The sequence below is a fragment of the Pectinatus haikarae genome (assembly GCF_015732185.1).
Lineage (GTDB): Bacteria > Bacillota > Negativicutes > Selenomonadales > Selenomonadaceae > Pectinatus > Pectinatus haikarae.
The window spans coordinates 35,206-53,703 of the sequence record NZ_WIQM01000008.1; the positions used below are offsets into that span (position 1 = coordinate 35,206).

The window sequence follows — 18,498 nt, forward strand, 5'->3', positions numbered from 1 at the left end:
TTTCTATAAATATCATTCTCTATATGCCTTTATATCCTCTGGAAAAGCATACACCTCTGCAAGAGTATCCAGCTCTCCCGACAAATAACGATCTATATCATCTACATCAATATAGACTTTACAATCTATATCCAGATATCCCTGCTCCGCTCCATGACTCAAATCACGGATGGCCATAAGCTTTTCCCTCAATTGCAGACACTCTTCCTTCGTAGCATGAATGTCTAATTTTATCTGCGGAACGCCTTCTTCGCGCAAAATCTCCTGCAAACTTATTCTTTCAGACATAATTTATCTCCTTTTTAAAAATTCCGGTAATTTCGTCACCTTTTTCAATTTTTACGGCTGACATTGTTCAGCACTCTTTGTAAATCGCGCATCATATGCAAATGTGTCTCATAGTCCAAATCATTTGCATCATAATTCATTCGTTTCTTTAAGGCTTCAATACGTGCCTGAAGTTTTTTTCTTGTTTCATCAGTCATAATACCTTATTGACTCCAATCCATATTGCCATCGCCAGCTGTATTGTATCTTGCTCCTGTTTATTTGATAAAGTCACCTACATTCCAACGACGGTTAATTCTAATTATAACAAATAGCATTTTCACACACAAGCAAATGTCACAAATAGCTTTTTTCTTGTTTTTTATTTACAGTAAAGTAAAACCCATCTTTTGAGTCATAAAAACATTTCTGCATAAAAATACCATATTTCTTTTCTCAATAGTTATTCACAATTTTATCCACAAAAAGAGCAACCATGTGGATAAGTATTAAGAAATCACAGAACAAACCGCTCTTTTATCTACAAGTAAATTGATTTTATCCACACCCTGATAAAATTTTTGATTATACCATTTTGAATTAAAAATCCACTAATTCCTTTATTCATAGGGATAAATCATCCATAAATAAAAATAATGGGCACTATATTTAGTGCCCATTATTTTTCAACCACAATATAATCTTGTGGATAAGTATATCTCTATCTCAAAACCACTTCATAATATTTTTTCTGCTTTTTTATGCACTTTTAAACCAGATAAGAATATTTATGCATATTTTTTATATCACTGACCTACGAAAACGCCTTATCGCATTTTCCATCTTTTTTGCATTTTCTTCCAAAGACATTTTCTCATCATACACTTTCAGCGCAGCCAGCTGTTCATCTGTATTGTTGCTATAAATCACTTCTATGCGTTTGCCCAAAAGACGTTTAGCTTGATACAGCATAAGATTCATATTAACATCATTAGATAAAATAATATATTTTTCCGCTATATCACTGTGCACTGTATTGACAAAGTTCCCCACTGCCAATCCCTGCTTCTCCGTGTCAGTCATTATAACCAAAGCACCCCGGTCCTGCAGCTCAAAAACAACCTTTTCATCAGATGCCACTGCCAGTATACTCAGTTTATTGAGCGGATGTCCCAAAATAAGCGGCTTATGCAGATCAGCCATGTTATCAACATGTATATCGTATGAATTGCCCCAGCCTGTTATTTGCTCAACGAGCAACCCGGGTCTTTCCATATGCAAATGAATCAGCATGTCGTGCATTTTTCTTTCTATAACGACCATGTTGCCATATTTTGCCAATATCTTCTTTATATCAGCCACAGCTGCCTTGCAATTATAAATAGTCAACTGCACACAATACGGACGGACTATATCATTTTCCGGTTCAGGAACGGTATGTGATTTTTTGGTTCCTGAAGAGAAAATGAGCACAGGTGATACAAAATTGCCGTCAAGCCCTGACTGACAGCCCTGCAAAAGAACCATCAACGCCTTTGCTCCCGCATCAACAGGATTATTTTGCGCTTCCGATTTTTTCAAGGCTTCGTCTCCGGCCTTTATTGCCTCAGCCAATATATCCGAAATAGGACGATTGGCTCTTACCGCTTTATAGGCACCTTTTGCAACAGCCTTAGCTGTAATTATTATAGACCTTTCTGCCTCTTCAACAGAAGTACGATGCGCATAGAGTATCCCAAATTGAAAAGCCTTCCCGAATACAGAAGAATCAACATCATATTTTCCGGCCAGCCCCTTGGCAATTCCGCGAAAAATCTGTGCCAGAAGAACTCCTGAATTCCCCCGAGCACCGAGCACTGCACAATTACTTACCGAACAGGCTATTGCACCGATACTGTCATTGCTGATATCTCTTATTGCCATAGCTGCTGAACCCATGGTTCTGAGCATATTCGTTCCGGGGCAGTTTTGATCAGCGAGCGAAGTTCCGTCCAAACTGTTTATATTTTCATACTCCAACAAAAAAGCGCTGTAAGCGCCGGCAATCATTCGTTTAAAATCACTGCCGGTTATGATTTCTTTGTTTTCGCTCATAAATATCGCCTCCGTTTGATATTGGTTTAATTCTACTAGATTATGCATCAAATTACAATCATAAACCATATCAGCCAAAAATGAACTATATCATATTAAATTGATAATCAATAATTCTAATAAAAAATATATCCAAAAACCTCTTACTAAATCAATAAAAATTACATATAAAAATTTTTGATAATATGATTTTTTTAGTGTACAATTACTAAAACAACTAATTGAAAATGGAGCACTAATGATGGAATTGGAACTAAAATCAGGCTATGATGAAAAAAAAGATATCAGTATACTTTTTACTGAATATACTACTATGCTGGTAAATGAAAATCCAAATTTTGCAAAATCGTTAAAAGCACAAAATTACGACAGTGAGCTTGATAATTTACGTGCTAAGTATGGACCACCTGACGGACGGCTCTATATTGCATATGTCAACGGCAAAGCCGCCGGTTGTGCGGCTTGCCATCGTTTTGACAACAGGCGTTGCGAATTAAAACGTCTTTATGTATCTCCGCAATACCGCGGGCATCATCTGGCTAGTATACTTATCGATAAAATACTGGAAGAAGCCAAAAAAATTGGTTACAAATCAATACTTTTAGATACACTGCCATTTCTAAAGGAAGCCATTTTCCTCTATAAAAATAAATACAAATTCCGTGAAATTCCTAAATATTATGATACACCAATTAAAGAAACTATTTTTATGGAAAAAATATTGTAATACATTTTAGATACAATTGATTTTTTCGTACCCAACAATTTTGCCCCGGCAGAAATGCCGTCCTGTCCTAGTTATACTCTTTTCATATTATATTTTAGGAAGCTATTATGCTATAATTAATGAAAAATATATTTTTTCAATATTTTGTAAAGAGGTGGCAATCCACAGCTTTTCGTGGTGATAATTATGAAAACACAAAAAACCTCCGTACCCGTGCAGCAGACAGCACCCAACGATGATCTCATTTTTGCCCTTGATATAGGAACCAGAAGCGTTATCGGCATAGTAGCGGAAAAAACAGAGACCGAAGACTCCAGAATAATTGATACGGAAAGACAGGAGCATAAAACACGTTCTATGCTCGATGGTCAAATACATGACGTACCACAGGTAGCCGAAATAATCTCCGCTGTGAAAAACAGACTGGAAGAAAGGACCGGCCCCTTACGAAAAGTTTCTGTGGCGGCGGCAGGACGTGCGCTTTATACTATGACTGCCGAGGCTCAGATGGAAGTTGACGGCATCATTTCACCCGAACAACAAAAACAGCTTGATTTTATCGCTGTTCAGACAGCTCAGAAAAAACTGGCAGCTTCAAATATCGTGAAGGATACGTCTCTTTATTACTGTGTCGGCTACAGTACTGTATATTACATGCTTGATGATACAAAAATAAAGAGTCTTATCGGTCAGCGCGGCAGGATAGCATCCGCCAGTGTTATTGCCACTTTTTTGCCCAGGCAGGTAGTCGATTCGATGCAATCGGCACTCGCCACGGCAGGACTTGAAATGCAGGCTTTGACGCTGGAACCTATTGCCGCCATAAGCGTTCTTATTCCGACGACCATGCGCCATTTGAACCTGGCTCTCGTCGATATTGGCGCCGGTACATCAGACGTAGCGATAACGAAGGATGGTTCTGTTATTGCCTATGGTATGGTGCCTATGGCCGGTGATGAAATAACCGAAGCAATTTCCAAATATTATCTGCTTGATTTTAACGTAGCTGAAGATGTCAAAAGAAAGCTTGCTGAGGATACCGCTCAGGAAATAACATTTTGTGACATTCTCGGCTCAGAATATACTCTGCCAAAAGAAGAAATTGTTTCAGCAGTCATCAATAATATTACCGAACTGGCACAGGCGATAGCCAACCAGATCCTTACGCTGAACACGGCCGCGCCACAGGCTGTCATGCTGGTAGGCGGCGGTTCCCTTACACCTCATCTTGCCCAAGAGGTCGCAAAGAAGCTGGATATGCCTGTCCCGCGCGTTGCAGTGAGAATGCCTGATAAGGTGGATGGTATAATAAATATTCCCGATACGCTCAAAGCTCCCGATGCTGTGACTCCGCTGGGCATACTAAAAACAGCCTCTATCCAGACGCTCAGTCTTGTATCCATGTATATAAATGAAAAAGAATATAATATGTTCAATTTTAAGGAGCTCACTATAGCTGATATTCTTTTGAACGCTGGTGTAAATCTGCATAAGTACAATGGTAAACCGGGTTTAGGCATAATGATAAGCATAAATGAAAAAGCTAAAATCCTGAGCGGTACGATGGGCACTCTGGCAAAACTGAAGCTTAACGGGAAAACTGCTTCATTAAGTGATATTGCCCCGGAAAAAAGCCATATAACAATAGAATGCGGCACTGATGGTACAGTTCCGACAGTAAAGCTGTGCGATGTAACGGAGCAGACTGCTGCCTTGAATCTTTATGTAAACGGAGAACTGACCACAGTCAAGCAATTCTATCTTATCAACGGACTTCCCTGTCACGATAAAAATACCATACTTAAAGACAAGGATGCCCTGACTGTGCCTGACTCTTTCACCGTGGCTGATGCTTTGGCATGTGCCGGGTATAATATAAAAAACAGTATTTATAATTATACGCTCAACGGTCTGCAAAAGACCTGCGAATCATCGCCTCAGATAAAGCTGAACGGGCAGGATGCATATTTATCCGATGCAATTCATGAAAATGATGAAATAGATTTTGTCGAACCGGCACGCATTGCTTTAAAAAAATTGCTTAAGGATATGTCTGTTGCCGCAGATATAACAGTGCTTTTCGATGACAAGCCCTGCGTTGTGCATACATCGGCTTCATCGGCGATCTCAGTGAACGGAAACAGCGCTTCCGCAGAATATTTATTAAACGATGGTGACGATATCGTATGTACATCATCAGGCGGCCAATCCCGAGCCATGATCGGTGATGTTTTGCTTGCCGCAGATTTTACGCCGCCAAAACCGGACAGCAGGGTAACCTTTCAAATACTGAAAAATAATTCACCGGCTGAATTTACCACCGTCGTCAATGAACATGACAGTATTAAGCTTGTTCTCACACCCATGTATTCAGATGACAGTCCACAAAAAAAGGAGGAAAATACCGCTAAATGAACTTCCAGAAAGCCGCGGAAGATGCAGAAGCATATATCATCAAGATGCGCCGTTATTTTCACCGTCATCCTGAATTATCTCTGCTCGAAGTCAATACCACCGCTAAGATAAAGGATGAATTGCTCAAGATGGGACTTACGCCCATAGAATATGATAACCATACTGGGCTGTACTGTTATATAGAAGGAACAGACAGTGCTAAAAACAGAAAAACTGTGGCACTCAGAGCTGATATTGACGCTCTGCCGATAACAGAATGCTCAGCCCTGCCTTTTGCAAGCATACAGGACGGTGTTATGCATGCCTGCGGACATGACTGTCATATAGCCATGCTTCTGGGTGCGGCAAAAATTCTCAGCAGCCATACAGATTCTTTTCCCGGCAGGATAAAGTTATTGTTTCAGGCAGGAGAAGAGGTCAGTTATGGTGCTGACTTTTATATAAAAAATAATTTTTGCAATGATATTGATGCCATATTCGCTATGCATGTATGGGGTGATTTCGATGCACCGTACATAAGTATTGAAGAAGGAAGCCGAATGGCCAGCTGTGATAATTTCAGGATAAAAATACACGGCAGGGCAGCGCACGGCGCAGCTCCGCACAAAGGCTGTGATGCCATAGTTGCCGCGGCGCATACTGTGGTCTCCATACAATCTATCGTTTCCCGCATGAGTGATCCCTTAGTGCCGCTGGTCATAACTATCGGTAAAATTGAGGGAGGCCAATTTTACAACATAATCGCTGACAAAGCAGAGCTGACCGGTACAGTGAGGACACATTCTCCACAGCTCCGCATGGCAGTAGAAAAAATGCTCAGAAAAACAGCAGAAGGTACCGCTCAAAACTTCAATTGCACGGCAGAGCTGGATTACAGCTATCATGTTGGTCCTGTCATCAATGAACATAATACACTTACTTCAATAGCAAGACGTGCAGCGATACGTCTTTATGGTCCTGAAATTCTGGGCAGCATGCCAAAGACGATGAGCAGTGAGGATTTTTCTCTTTTCATGGAAAAAGTTCCGGGTGTGCACGCTTTTATTGGTGCACGCAACAAGGAAAAGCATATCACACAAACCAATCACAGCGACAAGTTCACTGTGGATGAAGATATTTTAAAACGCGGTGCAGCTTTATATGCACAGTTTGCCGCTGATTATCTGACAGAACCCTGACTGCCGATACAACTTTTATACACCCGAGGCATCCTCATACAATCTCAGATGCCTCGAGCCTTTTCAGCAGTGTAAATTTGACAAGCACTCGGGTAAGTGTTATATTTATCAATTATAGTTAACTAGTTAATTATAATTGATAAAAAATGGTTAACTAGTTAACTTTTTTCAAAATAAAAAGGAGCTGTCTTATGAACAAAGAAAAACTTTGGACTAAAAATTTTATTGCCTTAACAGGAGCAAACGGTTTTCTCTTCACGGGTTTCCACTGTCTTCTGCCCACACTGCCTGTCTATGCCGCCTCACTCGGTGCCACCGGCAGCCAGATCGGCATCGTTACCGGTATTTTTGGCTTTGCCGCTATCTTTGTACGTCTTTTTACCGACACAGGTGTGCGTTCCTTGGGCAAAAAAAAATGCCTTTATATCGGTTTACTCCTGTCCTTTATTGCTACTGTCAGTTACCGTCTTTTTTCTTCTATAGATATACTTATTCTGGCGCGCATCATACACGGTTTCGGTTTCGGTCTGAGCACCACATTTGCTGCTGCCATAGTATCCGATGTCATTCCCGATTCCAGACGCGGCGAAGGAATCGGCTATTTTGGTTTAGGCAGTACCATAGCTATGGCTCTTGCACCGGCACTTGGTGTGCTGCTGCTTGACAACTACAGTTCCATATCCTTGTTTGCTTTTTCTGCCGCTGCCACATGTTTTGCCATACTGTGCACCAAAACCTCCAATGCAAAGGAAATCATACCTCAGCTGCCTACCAAAGCACTGAATAATTCAATAAAGAATAAATTATTTGAACATGGGACAGGTGTTCCAGCTATACTTACCATTCTGTTCGGTGTTGCTTACGGAAGTGTCAACACCTTTATTATTATGATGGCTAACGAAGCGGGCATCGCTGACGCCGGTCTGTTTTTTATCCTGGGAACTGTTTTTGTCTTTATTTCCCGTCCGTTCGGCGGACGTCTTTTCGATTTGAAGGGTGCTTTCTGGGTGGTGCTGCCCGGTGCGGTATGTTTTCTTCTTTCCCTATTTATTCTCATAAATTCGATATCTCTGCAGATGCTTTTAGGTGCTTCTGTCTTATATGGTCTCGGTGGCGGACTCCTGCTTCCCGCCCTGATGACATGGACACTCAATCTGGTGCGTTCCGATCGCCGCAGTGCTGCCAGTGCCACTTTTTATAACATGCTCGATATCGGTACCAGCGCTGGCATTATTCTTCTCGGCAGCGTAGCAGGAAGCATAGGATATATCAGCATGTATAATTATGTAATCTACACGATGATCGCATTTATTGTCTTTTTTCTGTTGCAGCATTTTTTCAATCCACGTTCGAAATCATTTGCTGCAGATAAGAATGAAAGCTGATATAAGGAAAAACCGCTTGCCTTTTTATGCTCTGCTACTATAAAATAATAAAAGCTGCCAACAATCTTTATACTTAATAAGTTTCTTATTCTTACCATAATAAACACAGAGATGACCTTTTCTGATCCTATGCAAAGAAGATGATAATTATAACCATTCATTCGTCAAATACGCCCCAATCTGATGACCTGCTGATACACTGCCTTTATCAAGCCACCCGCGTTTTTTCCAAAAGCCTGAACAACGCTATCAGCAATTTAGGAATATATAATTCTGAGTGGTCTGTTTTGAAAACAGTCAAGGAGCATGAGGCTGTTTCACAGTCTGAAATAGCCTCATATCTTGACATAGAGCCTGCCGCTATTTCTAAGACTCTTGCCAAGCTTGAAAAAAAAGGCAGCATACGCCGCTGCCGTCTCAACAATAATAAAGAAAAAAATATTCTGCTGACAGATACAGCTCTCTCCGTTTATCCCGAGCTGGCTGCAGCTGTAGAAAAGCATCGCAATCAGGCTTTAACGGGACTATCTTCGGCAGACCGGCAGCTGTTGGCAGGATTATTACGCAAAATATACAAAAATATCACTGAAGGCGATAAATGATAATGTATCTTTGCCATTTCATCCGAATGATTTTTTTGTTATACTTTGGGATAAAGGCCAGCATATATCAAACAGCATTTTACACTCTTTATTCTATACTGGCATTGAGGAAAGGATGATCTTATGAATAAGTTTTTTAGGGAATTTAAGGCTTTTGCCATGCGCGGTAATGTTATTGATTTAGCCGTCGGTATCATCATTGGTTCCGCCTTCACTAAAATAGTCAATTCTCTCGTCAATTTCATCATAATGCCTCCTCTGGGGAAATTACTTGGCGGTATTGATTTTTCTAATTTATTTATCAACCTGAGCGACACGCATGCAGACACTTTGCAGCAGGCCAGCGATGCCAATATTCCCGTCATTGCCTATGGTGCTTTTTTAAATACATTAATAGACTTTCTGATAGTTGCTTTTGCCGTTTTCATTGTCGTCAGGCAGATCAATCGTTTCTCTGCCTCCAAGCCGGAGGAAAAAAAACCGCGTCTTTGCCCTTTCTGCAAAGAAACCATTGCCGATGATGCATTGCGCTGCCCGCACTGCACATCTAAGCTTGATTGAGTATTCTGTTCCTTTTGACCAGAATTAATAGACCAAATAAAAAAGATAACACGTAAACTTAACAGTTTATGCGTTATCTTTTTTATTTTGTCTATTGTCGCCTGCTTAACTATCAGTAAAAACCAATTTAGTAAATTTTTTAAGCTCTTCCACAGCCTTGATATCAATATCTTCATTCGTTATCAGGTAATCAATATCTTTCCATGACGCATATTCGACCAGTGCAGTAGACCGTGATTTATTGCTGTCCGCCAAAACAATGGCCAATTTGGAATTGCTGATCATAATTCTTTTTACATCAGCATCTGAAAAGTCGATCGATACCGGTCCGCAGTGCTCCTTAAACCCGCTGGACCCCAAAAAAGCAACATCGACTTTAATTTTACTGAGAAATTCAGTAGCTCCGAACCCCTCCAATGCCATTGTTGTATTATTAAGCTCTCCGCCGCTCATGTAAACTTTATTTTTACTATTAACCAGCACATTAGCTGCACTGATAGAATTTGTAATAATTGTCAGGCCCTTTTTCAAATAAAGCATCTTTGCCAAGCAGAGAGCTGTGCTTCCTGCGTCAATAAAAAGAACTGCATTATTTTTTATAAAAGAAAGCGCCTTTTTAGCTATGGCATTTTTCAAATCAAAATTTTCTGCACTTCTTGTTTCAAGCGGTTTTTCCATTACCTCAAGAGAGGATAAGGCACCGCCGCGGCTCTTTTTTATAACACCCATCTTATCAAGATATATTAGATCTTTTCGTATCGTTTCCGTAGAAACAGTAAAATTATCGGCTAATTCTCCTACTTTTATGCTTCCATTTGAAACGATCAATTCCGCAATCTTATTTCTTCTCTCAGCAGTTATTAATCTGCCCATAAATAACACCCGCCACCTATAATATTTTATTTAATTATAACAGACAATCGTAATTTTAACCACATAAGGTCATTCTTTTTCCCAACTTTTACCAACAAAAAAGTTGTTGACAAGGAAAAACAACAATGTTATGCTGTTTATAGCAATAAAAAGCAATATATAAATTGCTAAAAATTGGTTTAAGGGGCAATGTATCTTGGAAAATCACATCACAATTTCACCTTCTCTGATATGCGCCGACTTGTGCAATCTAAAAAGCGAAGTCAGTCTTCTAAAAAAAGCCGGCATGCAGTCACTGCATGTTGACATCATCGATCCTCATTTCAGCCCAAGCATGCCCATCGGTTTATCAACGATAGAGCAGCTGCATCATAAATCACTCATGGATTTTGACATCCATATCATGTCTACAATGAATGAGTTTTTCATAAATGAATTGCTAAAAATAAATCCTGCCAGTATCACTTTTCATTATGAAACAACTTTGCATGTTGAAAAAATGCTGCAAATTATAAAGAATGCCGGAATAAAAACAGGTATTGCCTTAAATCCCGCCACTCCGATAGATACACTAAAGTATGTAATAAAAGAATGCGACTATCTTTTGCTGATGCTTATAAATCCCGGATATGCCGACGGTAAAAGTGAGGAAATGATCACCTATGCCACAGATAAAATCAGAGACTGCAAAAATTTTATCAAGGAACACGGCGCTTCCACAAAAATAATTGTTGACGGGCGCGTATCTATGGACGTTATTCCGGCCTTGATCGACGCCGGTGCCGAAGTGCTCGTTGCCGGGAGTAAAAGCATATTCCGCAAGGATAATACTTATGCCGAAAACTACAGGCAGGCAGTCGAGCTTATTAATAAACATTTAAAGGACGGTAATTGATATGACGTACGAAACGGCAAGATCACTGGTTATTGAAGAATGTTCCACCGCTCTGGCAAAGGTTGACGAGAAGGATGTAAATCAGCTCATCGACATGATCCTGCATGCCGATAAAATCTTTCTCATCGGTGTGGGGCGTGTTAAGCTTGAGCTGGAGGCTTTTGCAAAAAGGCTCGTTCATCTGGGTATAAAAGCCCATATGGTCGGCGATATAACGGAACCGGCCATGACTGACAGGGATATATTAATAGTCGGCTCAGGCAGCGGAGAATCACTCATTCCTGTTGCCATTGCAAAAAAAGCCAAACAAATAGGCGGTAAAATTGTCCATATAGGCTCCAATCCGCAAAGCAGCCTTTCACCTGTTACAGATCTTATGGTGCGGATTCCTGTGCAGACAAAACTTTACCTTGCCGATGAAATAACCTCGAAACAGCCAATGTCAAGCCTGTTTGAGCAGAGTCTGTTATTATTGTGCGATACGGTCGCGGCAATGATCGTGAATGACAAACATATAGAGTTAAAAAAATTATGGCATTATCATGCTAATCTTGAATAAATATCGTATATGAGGTGACTTGAAATGATAGCAGAGTATCTCAAGGATAATCTTTCTCTTCTGGACAGCGTGAATTCATGGGAAGAGAGTATAGCCGCCGCCAGTGAAGTATTGGTGAATAAGAAAGTTATCAGTGAATTATATGTGCAGGCTATGATCGATAATGTCAATAAAAATGGTTCTTATATTGTAATAGTCCCGCAAGTGGCTCTGGCTCATGCCCGACCAGATAACGGTGTGATAAAGACCGGCATATCACTTCTTAAACTGAATAAACCGGTAATGTTTCCAGAGGGAAAATCCGTCAATATAGTTGTGGTTCTGGCTGCAAATGAAGAAAAGAATCATTTGAAACTTATGTCAGAATTAGCCGACTTATTTATTGACGACAAAAAAATAGAAAATATAATATCGGCAGCTTCAGTTGATTATTTACAGCAATTAATTGAAAAGTCAGACTAATTTTCAATTTTTAAATATAATTTTCATAATTTTATATAATTGTAGAATATTGAAAGGATGAAACAAATGACAATTAATGTGCGTGCTAAAATACAAGCATTTGGCGGTTTTTTGACGGCAATGGTCATTCCCAATATGGGAGCATTCATAGCATGGGGTTTTATTACCGCACTATTTATCCCAACAGGCTGGATTCCCAATGAAGCCTTTGCTAAGCTTGTAAGTCCCATGGTAAGTTTACTGCTTCCCTTATTGTTATCCTATGCCGGAGGTAAATTAGTTTATGATACAAGAGGAGGCATAGCAGGGACTATTGGTACTATCGGACTTATTGTAGGCTCTGATATTCCAATGTTCCTTGGTGCCATGATAATGGGGCCACTTAGTGCTTTTATTATAAAGAAGTTCGATAAATCGATCGAAAACCGTATTCCTTCAGGCTTTGAAATGCTCATAAACAATTTTTCTCTGGGAATTATCGGCTTTATCCTCTGTCTTCTTGCCAATGCTCTCATCGGTCCGGTCATTCAAGATGCCAATTATCTTATAAGTACTGTAGTAAAGGCTCTTGTGAGCACGGGGATATTACCCGTCCTTGCTCTAATAAATGAACCTGCAAAAGTATTATTTTTAAATAATGTCATTGACCAAGGGATTTATTATCCGCTCGGCATGCAGGATGCCCTGGCTACAGGCAAGTCGATATATTTTATGGCTGCTTCCAACCCCGGTGCCGGTTTAGGTCTGCTGCTGGCCTATTCCATATTTGGCAGGGGCAATGCCAAGAGCACAGCGCCCGGTGCAATAATCATCCATTTTTTTGGCGGAATACATGAAATGTATTTTCCTTTTGTTCTGATGAAGCCGCTTACAATTATTGCGATGATCGCCGGTTCTGCGTGCGGTATATTCACTTTTCAAATGTTTGATGCCGGCCTTGTTGCCGGACCAAGTCCAGGATCAATATTTGCTTATTTAGCATTGACTCCGAAGGGGCATTTTGTCGGCGTTATTGCCGGAGTTCTTGTGGCAGCCCTGGTAAGTTTTATAATAACTTCTTTTATCTTAAAAATATCCAAGGACAACAATGATGACGCATTGAGTGCCTCTATATTACAAACGCAATCCATGAAAGACGAAGGAAAAGCCATCCTTTCAAATATCACTGAAACCGGAACTTCTCAATCTTCACATGCTGTTAATGCTCCGATAAAATTTGTAGCTTTCGCATGTGATGCGGGAATGGGCAGCAGCGCCATGGGTGCGAGTGTGATGAAAAAGAAACTTTTGAAAAACGGTATTGATATCCGTGTGGAACATTTTGCTATTGAAAAGGTTCCCTCTGAAGCAGATGTTGTCGTTACACATAAAAATCTGGCCGAACGGGCTAAATTGGCTTTAAAGGATAAAAAAATCATAGCCATTGAAAATTATTTGGCAGATCCCAAGATAAGCGAGCTCATTGAAAAAATAAAAGAGCAGCAAAAATAATTTCTATAATTTAAAACGGAGGAATATTATGTTAGCCCTGCATTTTGGTGCCGGAAATATTGGACGCGGCTTTATCGGTCAGCTGCTGTCAGCTTCAAATTATGAAGTATGTTTTATTGATGTCAATCAGTCTGTTATTGATGATATTAACTCACTGAAGCAATATCATATCGAAATAGTCGGCGATGTTCCAGAACGCATTCTTATCCAAAATATATCAGCATTAAACAGCAGCGACACCGAAGCCATCACTGACAAGCTCTTACATGCCGATATCATAACTACTGCACTCGGCCCCACCGCATTAAAATTTATTGCTCCCGTCATCTCTGCCGGATTATCAAAAAGGATCTCCCAAGACTGTCCTCCTATCAACATCATAGCCTGCGAAAACATGCAAGGAGCCAGTTCTATTTTACGGGAGCTTGTATGCGATCATTTATCTTCAAAGGATCTTCAGCAGCTTTCTAAATACGCCGGATTTCCTGATGCAGCGGTTGACAGAATAGTGCCATTGCAAAAAAACTCTGAAAAATTGCTGGTGCAAACCGAACGATTTTTTGAATGGGATGTTGATGAAACCGGTATAGCAGGAAATAAGCCACCCGTTAATGGCATAACTTATGTAAAAAACCTACAGGCATATATTGAGCGAAAACTTTTCGCAGTTAATGCCACTCACGCTGCAATTGCTTATTTAGGCTATATTCAAAACATAAATTATATAAATCAGGCGATCAACAATGATAATATTAGCAGTATCGTTAAATGCCTGTTAAAAGAAGCCGGTTTTCTTTTAAACAAAAAATATGATTTTTCCATAAATGAATTTAACGCTTATTCCCAAAGAATTTTACAGCGATTTTCCAGTAAATATATTGCAGATGATGTTACACGAGTGGGCAGATCACCCATTCGTAAATTAGGCGTAAACGATCGTTTGATCGCTCCAGCTATACAATTGGCCGACCTAGGCATTATTTCAGATGGATACGCGACAGCAATTGCGGCTGCATTTTGCTTTGATTATAAAAATGATACCGAAGCTGTTGCCCTACAGGCTCACATCAAAAAGAACGGTATCGCCAGTGCTTTATTTCATTACAGCAGGATAAATCCCCAGACAGAGCTGGGAAAGGTTATCTTGCATAAATATAACCTTCTGCAAAAATAGGCTTTTCCTATTATTGCTAATTTAAAACACGCTCTTTGGTCTGACATGTAATTAAACTTTTACAGTCTACCCGAAGGAGCGTGTTTTTTTGTTTGAAATAAACTTTTTATTTAAGCGGCACTATCTCACCGCTATGGAAAAGATACAGATATTTTTCTTTAACAGGCTTTGTTAAAATGGCCTCGACAGCTTCACTGTATAATTTTATCTGCATTTTATATTTCACAGCGGCCTCATCGCCCGAACAATTATCTGTCTTATAATCCACCAGCACCAATCCGTCAGATTCAGTGAAAAGCAGATCTATCACACCTTGTGTAAATATACGGTTTTCCGGCTGTGCATCGGCATAAAATCTCTGTGCTTCCAGCATACGGGAAAACTGCATTTCTCTCCGTACAAGAGGAGATTTCAACAGTCGTCTGCCCACAGAAGAGCAAAAAAACTTTTGTACGGACTGCCTGTTTACCCGTTTGATCTGTTCGCGTTCAATAATTTCTCTTTCTGCCATTTCCTCCAACTGTATTTGTATGCCCTTATCTGTCAAATCTTTTTTAAGATCCAAATGCTGCATGACACTGTGCATCAATGTACCGTATTCTATACCTGTCATCGCTGTTTTTTCCTGCAGGAAACGCGGTCTTGCATATTCGTCGGCAGAAAATATATTTTCCGTATCCGGTTCGGGTTCAAAGCGGCGTTTTATTTCTGTCACTGACAGCTTAGACGGAAGCTGCACTCCGGCAGCTTTAGAGTACTGCCAATTCAGTCGCTCTTCTACCCAAGCTTTGGCTGCTGTGCCGCTAAGCGGCTGATGTGTCCGTATTTTTTCGAATACCTCCGGCAGCGCGGTGTTTTTTTCTTTTGGAGCTGCCACCGTATTATTCCTTATTTCGATCTTCCATTCTGAATTTCCATACGGCAGGGGACTAGTTTCCGTCCTGCTGCTATCACAAAGTTCGTAAAGGGCGGTTCCGTCCGCATGCCTTGCCAGTGCAGGGCAGAGCCAATCAAGATAAGTTCCCGCATTTAATATTTGATAAACCGGCAGTGTTGTCTTGACAGCTTCTCCCGCCGCCTGACACCACACCGCTGCTTTTTTAGCCAAGCTGCTGACAGTTCCTGTCAATATCAGCTTTTCTCTGGCTCTTGTCATTCCCACATAAAGGACACGAAGTTCCTCCGCCTTGCTTTCTTTCACTGTCTGCCTTGCGATAGCCTGTCTGGCAACAGTCGGATAACGTACATTGTATTGCAGATCATATACATACGGCCCCAAACCATATTTTTTATGAATAAGCAGCACTTGTCTGCTGTCCGCCAGATTTATTCTTTTTCCCATATCGGCAATTATCACTACCGGAAATTCCAATCCTTTACTTTTGTGGATGGTCATTATTCTCACCACATCTTCATTTTCACCCAATGTTCTGGCTACAGATAAATCATTGCCGCTCTTTTGCATTTTCCCCACAAATAACAAAAACCGGAATAAGCCGCGGTAATCAGTTTCTTCATACGCGGCAGCTCTGTCGTACAACATGCGCAGATTCGCCTGCCGCAGTACTCCGCCCGGCATTGCTCCGCAGTAGTCATAATATCCCGTTTCATCATAGAGCTGCCATATCAATTCGGGAACGCTTAATTGTTTTGCCACAGTGCGCCAGCGGTTTAAGTTCTGTAAAAACTCCGCTGCTTTATCTTTGAGAGTGCCGGCAACTTCTTTATGCGGTTCTCCCGTTTTCAGCAGCGCATCAAACAATTCTCCCTCTGTATCGTTGAGCCGTATCTGTGCTAATTCCTCTGTACTGAAGTTCACTATCGGTGAATGAAGGACGGCCGCAAGCGGTATGTCCTGCCGCGGATTATCAATGATCTGCAGTAAGGCCAGCATCACTCTTATTTCTGTTTCGGCAAAATATCCGCTGCTCAAAGCCGCATAAGCCGGTATATTATTGCTGCGTAATGCATCAAGAATTAAATCAGCCTTGCCGGCAGCCGAGCGCATCAGGATAACTATATCCCGGTATGTCAGCGGTCTGTACCTGCCGCTTTGTTTGTCAAAAACTTTTTGACTGCCTTCCATCAATTTTTTTATCCTTTTGGCAATGCAGTCAGCCTCGATCGAAAAACCCGAAAGTTCTTCTGTGCCTTCCTCTCCCTCCCGCGCATCGTCCGGCGCATCATTTTCCTGCGTATTATCCTTGTCCAGCAAAATCAGTTCTACTGTATCATCCAACGTGTCTTTTTGCTGCGGATAATCCAAGCCGCAAACCAGAGCCTCATTGCCGCTATAATTCACTTCAGCTGTTTTTTCCGTCATCGTCTGGGAAAAAATAAAATTAACTGCCTGCAGAATATTTTCCCGACTGCGAAAGTTTTTGGAAAGGTCTATGCGTTTGCACTGTTCCGGCAGGAGAGGATACGTTCGGTATTTTTCCATAAACAGTTCCGGTTCAGCCAATCTGAAACGATAAATACTCTGCTTTACATCGCCTACCAAAAATTTACTTGTTTTTGCTCCGGCGATGAGTGAGATGATGGCTTCCTGCACACCGTTTGTATCCTGATATTCGTCGACCATTACTTCTTTATATTTGCCATTCATTTCTGCGGCGGCCTCTGTGGGGATAAGCTTCTGCACCGTCGATCTTTCATCTGCCAGAATCCGCAGAGCAAAATGTTCCAAATCGTTAAAATCGGCTATTACTCTTTCATGCTTTGCTTTGCCGAAGGCACATAGGAACTGCTCTGTCAGCCCGCATATAAACTGCATATTCTCTTTCTGGATATGCAGATCAAGAAAAAGTTTTTTAGGCGGCATTTGGAAAAAATCGCTCACGATGCTCCCTATTACATCTTTCTCTCTTTGACGAGCGCTTTTTAAATATTCTTTGAAGGGTTCCGGCATATCGGACGGCAGCCGCATAACAGCAAAATGCAAGCCTTCCATTACAGCATACAGGGTTTCCCACCCCGCTAATAATCCGTCACTTATATCACTGAGCATAGCAAGATCACTTTGTATTGCTTTCACCTCACAGCCGCACTGTGAAGCGGCTTTTTCCATGGAAGCGTTTATGACCATACACTCATCAAGTACCAGCTCAAGTTCTGTTTTTAATATTTTTGCCCACTTTGTATCATCAATGCCGCCATTTTCCGGTGAATACAGATACTCCGGCAGCTGTTTGAGCCATTGCTCCGGAAAAGGCTGGCTCATTGCATATTCATAAAGAGATATAATTATTTCATATACGGCAGCATCACCTCGTTCATTGCCGTATGAATCGGCAAAATGCAAAAACAGTTCATTATTTTCATTCTCATACTGCTGTTCAATCAGTTCAGACAACACATCCTGTTTCAGCAGATTTATTTCCTGCTCTCCCGCAAGACGGAATTTAGGATCAATATCTATCTCATGAAAATAATGCCGAATGATACCCTGGCAAAAAGAATGCAGCGTTGATATAGAGGCCGCATTCATGAGAACCAGCTGCCGTTCGAGCTTTTTCATCATAGTGCCCGCTCCCATTTCAGCAGCTGCAGTCAATTGTTCTTCCAAACGCCGTCCGATGCGTTCGCGCATTTCAGCAGCCGCTGCATTGGTAAAAGTTACGATCAAAATTTCGTTTATATCCACATTGTCGTCAAGTACCAGCCGAATAGTTCTTTCGACCAATACTGCCGTTTTTCCTGATCCGGCGGCTGCCGCCACAAGAATATTTTTTCCTCTCGTGCTTATAGCCTCTTCCTGTTCCTGAGTCCAAGCCATATGTTCTGCCTCTCTATTTCTGCGGCTGTTTTGCCGT

16 protein-coding genes are annotated in these 18,498 nt (G+C 41.0%); 11 read left to right on the forward strand and 5 right to left on the reverse strand.

The window, feature by feature from the left end; genetic code table 11:
- Positions 1-12: 12 nt before the first annotated feature.
- The 3 genes from I6758_RS04430 to I6758_RS04440 all read right to left on the reverse strand — a co-directional run bounded on the left by I6758_RS04430 (position 13) and on the right by I6758_RS04440 (position 2,361).
- Positions 13-288, reverse strand: a complete 276-nt coding sequence (locus tag I6758_RS04430) for a hypothetical protein (protein ID WP_196604001.1) — start codon at positions 286-288, stop codon at positions 13-15.
- A gap of 44 nt (positions 289-332) precedes the next feature.
- Positions 333-485 (reverse strand): aminoglycoside phosphotransferase, encoded by a 153-nt coding sequence (locus I6758_RS04435; protein ID WP_196604002.1) that lies wholly within the window; start codon positions 483-485, stop codon positions 333-335.
- 583 nt (positions 486-1,068) lie between these two features.
- Positions 1,069-2,361, reverse strand: a complete 1,293-nt coding sequence (locus I6758_RS04440) for a DAK2 domain-containing protein (RefSeq protein WP_196604003.1) — start codon at positions 2,359-2,361, stop codon at positions 1,069-1,071.
- A 241-nt stretch (positions 2,362-2,602) separates the two neighbouring features.
- Here I6758_RS04440 and I6758_RS04445 point away from each other — a divergent pair, with 241 nt between their 5' ends.
- The 6 genes from I6758_RS04445 to mscL all read left to right on the forward strand — a co-directional run bounded on the left by I6758_RS04445 (position 2,603) and on the right by mscL (position 9,229).
- The gene (locus I6758_RS04445) at positions 2,603-3,088 is read left to right on the forward strand and encodes a GNAT family N-acetyltransferase (protein WP_196604004.1); all 486 of its coding nucleotides are present in this window, start codon (positions 2,603-2,605) and stop codon (positions 3,086-3,088) included.
- Positions 3,089-3,274: 186 nt separating this feature from the next.
- Positions 3,275-5,503 carry a cell division protein FtsA gene (locus I6758_RS04450; RefSeq protein ID WP_196604005.1) on the forward strand — a complete coding sequence of 743 codons (2,229 nt, stop codon included), beginning with the start codon at positions 3,275-3,277 and terminating at the stop codon, positions 5,501-5,503.
- The gene (locus I6758_RS04455; protein WP_196604006.1) at positions 5,500-6,681 is read left to right on the forward strand and encodes an amidohydrolase; all 1,182 of its coding nucleotides are present in this window, start codon (positions 5,500-5,502) and stop codon (positions 6,679-6,681) included. Before I6758_RS04450 ends, I6758_RS04455 begins: the two co-directional genes overlap by 4 nt.
- 191 nt (positions 6,682-6,872) lie before the next feature.
- Positions 6,873-8,066, forward strand: a complete 1,194-nt coding sequence (locus I6758_RS04460) for an MFS transporter (RefSeq protein WP_196604007.1) — start codon at positions 6,873-6,875, stop codon at positions 8,064-8,066.
- 140 nt (positions 8,067-8,206) lie between these two features.
- Positions 8,207-8,668, forward strand: a complete 462-nt coding sequence (locus I6758_RS04465) for a MarR family winged helix-turn-helix transcriptional regulator (protein ID WP_196604008.1) — start codon at positions 8,207-8,209, stop codon at positions 8,666-8,668.
- Between the two features lie 123 nt (positions 8,669-8,791).
- Entirely contained in the window at positions 8,792-9,229 is a 438-nt protein-coding gene (gene mscL, locus I6758_RS04470; protein ID WP_196604009.1) for a large conductance mechanosensitive channel protein MscL, read from the forward strand.
- Between the two features lie 105 nt (positions 9,230-9,334).
- Here the strand turns inward: mscL and I6758_RS04475 are convergent, their stop codons facing one another.
- Entirely contained in the window at positions 9,335-10,102 is a 768-nt protein-coding gene (locus I6758_RS04475; RefSeq protein WP_196604010.1) for a DeoR/GlpR family DNA-binding transcription regulator, read from the reverse strand.
- A 196-nt stretch (positions 10,103-10,298) separates the two neighbouring features.
- Here I6758_RS04475 and I6758_RS04480 point away from each other — a divergent pair, with 196 nt between their 5' ends.
- The 5 genes from I6758_RS04480 (at position 10,299) to I6758_RS04500 (ending at position 14,683) form a co-directional block, all read left to right on the forward strand.
- On the forward strand, positions 10,299-10,997 hold the full coding sequence (locus I6758_RS04480) for a ribulose-phosphate 3-epimerase (protein ID WP_196604011.1): 699 nt from the start codon (positions 10,299-10,301) through the stop codon (positions 10,995-10,997).
- A 1-nt stretch (position 10,998) separates the two neighbouring features.
- Entirely contained in the window at positions 10,999-11,556 is a 558-nt protein-coding gene (gene hxlB / locus I6758_RS04485) for a 6-phospho-3-hexuloisomerase (RefSeq protein WP_196604012.1), read from the forward strand.
- Positions 11,557-11,580: 24 nt separating this feature from the next.
- Positions 11,581-12,018: a PTS sugar transporter subunit IIA gene (locus tag I6758_RS04490; RefSeq protein WP_196604013.1), complete on the forward strand. Its 438-nt coding sequence runs from the start codon at positions 11,581-11,583 to the stop codon at positions 12,016-12,018.
- Positions 12,019-12,084: 66 nt separating this feature from the next.
- Entirely contained in the window at positions 12,085-13,509 is a 1,425-nt protein-coding gene (locus I6758_RS04495) for a PTS mannitol transporter subunit IICB (RefSeq protein ID WP_196604014.1), read from the forward strand.
- A gap of 28 nt (positions 13,510-13,537) precedes the next feature.
- Entirely contained in the window at positions 13,538-14,683 is a 1,146-nt protein-coding gene (locus tag I6758_RS04500) for a mannitol-1-phosphate 5-dehydrogenase (RefSeq protein WP_196604015.1), read from the forward strand.
- A gap of 106 nt (positions 14,684-14,789) precedes the next feature.
- On the opposite strand, the gene addA is transcribed toward I6758_RS04500, so the two are convergent.
- On the reverse strand, positions 14,790-18,461 hold the full coding sequence (gene addA, locus I6758_RS04505; protein WP_196604016.1) for a helicase-exonuclease AddAB subunit AddA: 3,672 nt from the start codon (positions 18,459-18,461) through the stop codon (positions 14,790-14,792).
- Positions 18,462-18,498 lie beyond the last annotated feature (37 nt).

What these genes read in the sequence shown, in the direction of transcription:
- I6758_RS04430 (WP_196604001.1), bottom strand. Translation starts at nt 288, where the DNA reads ATGTCTGAAAGAATAAGTTTGCAGGAGATTTTGCGCGAAGAAGGCGTT.
- I6758_RS04435 (WP_196604002.1), bottom strand. Translation starts at nt 485, where the DNA reads ATGACTGATGAAACAAGAAAAAAACTTCAGGCACGTATTGAAGCCTTA.
- I6758_RS04440 (WP_196604003.1), bottom strand. Translation starts at nt 2,361, where the DNA reads ATGAGCGAAAACAAAGAAATCATAACCGGCAGTGATTTTAAACGAATG.
- I6758_RS04445 (WP_196604004.1), top strand. Translation starts at nt 2,603, where the DNA reads ATGGAATTGGAACTAAAATCAGGCTATGATGAAAAAAAAGATATCAGT.
- I6758_RS04450 (WP_196604005.1), top strand. Translation starts at nt 3,275, where the DNA reads ATGAAAACACAAAAAACCTCCGTACCCGTGCAGCAGACAGCACCCAAC.
- I6758_RS04455 (WP_196604006.1), top strand. Translation starts at nt 5,500, where the DNA reads ATGAACTTCCAGAAAGCCGCGGAAGATGCAGAAGCATATATCATCAAG.
- I6758_RS04460 (WP_196604007.1), top strand. Translation starts at nt 6,873, where the DNA reads ATGAACAAAGAAAAACTTTGGACTAAAAATTTTATTGCCTTAACAGGA.
- I6758_RS04465 (WP_196604008.1), top strand. Translation starts at nt 8,207, where the DNA reads ATGATAATTATAACCATTCATTCGTCAAATACGCCCCAATCTGATGAC.
- mscL (WP_196604009.1), top strand. Translation starts at nt 8,792, where the DNA reads ATGAATAAGTTTTTTAGGGAATTTAAGGCTTTTGCCATGCGCGGTAAT.
- I6758_RS04475 (WP_196604010.1), bottom strand. Translation starts at nt 10,102, where the DNA reads ATGGGCAGATTAATAACTGCTGAGAGAAGAAATAAGATTGCGGAATTG.
- hxlB (WP_196604012.1), top strand. Translation starts at nt 10,999, where the DNA reads ATGACGTACGAAACGGCAAGATCACTGGTTATTGAAGAATGTTCCACC.
- I6758_RS04490 (WP_196604013.1), top strand. Translation starts at nt 11,581, where the DNA reads ATGATAGCAGAGTATCTCAAGGATAATCTTTCTCTTCTGGACAGCGTG.
- I6758_RS04495 (WP_196604014.1), top strand. Translation starts at nt 12,085, where the DNA reads ATGACAATTAATGTGCGTGCTAAAATACAAGCATTTGGCGGTTTTTTG.
- I6758_RS04500 (WP_196604015.1), top strand. Translation starts at nt 13,538, where the DNA reads ATGTTAGCCCTGCATTTTGGTGCCGGAAATATTGGACGCGGCTTTATC.
- addA (WP_196604016.1), bottom strand. Translation starts at nt 18,461, where the DNA reads ATGGCTTGGACTCAGGAACAGGAAGAGGCTATAAGCACGAGAGGAAAA.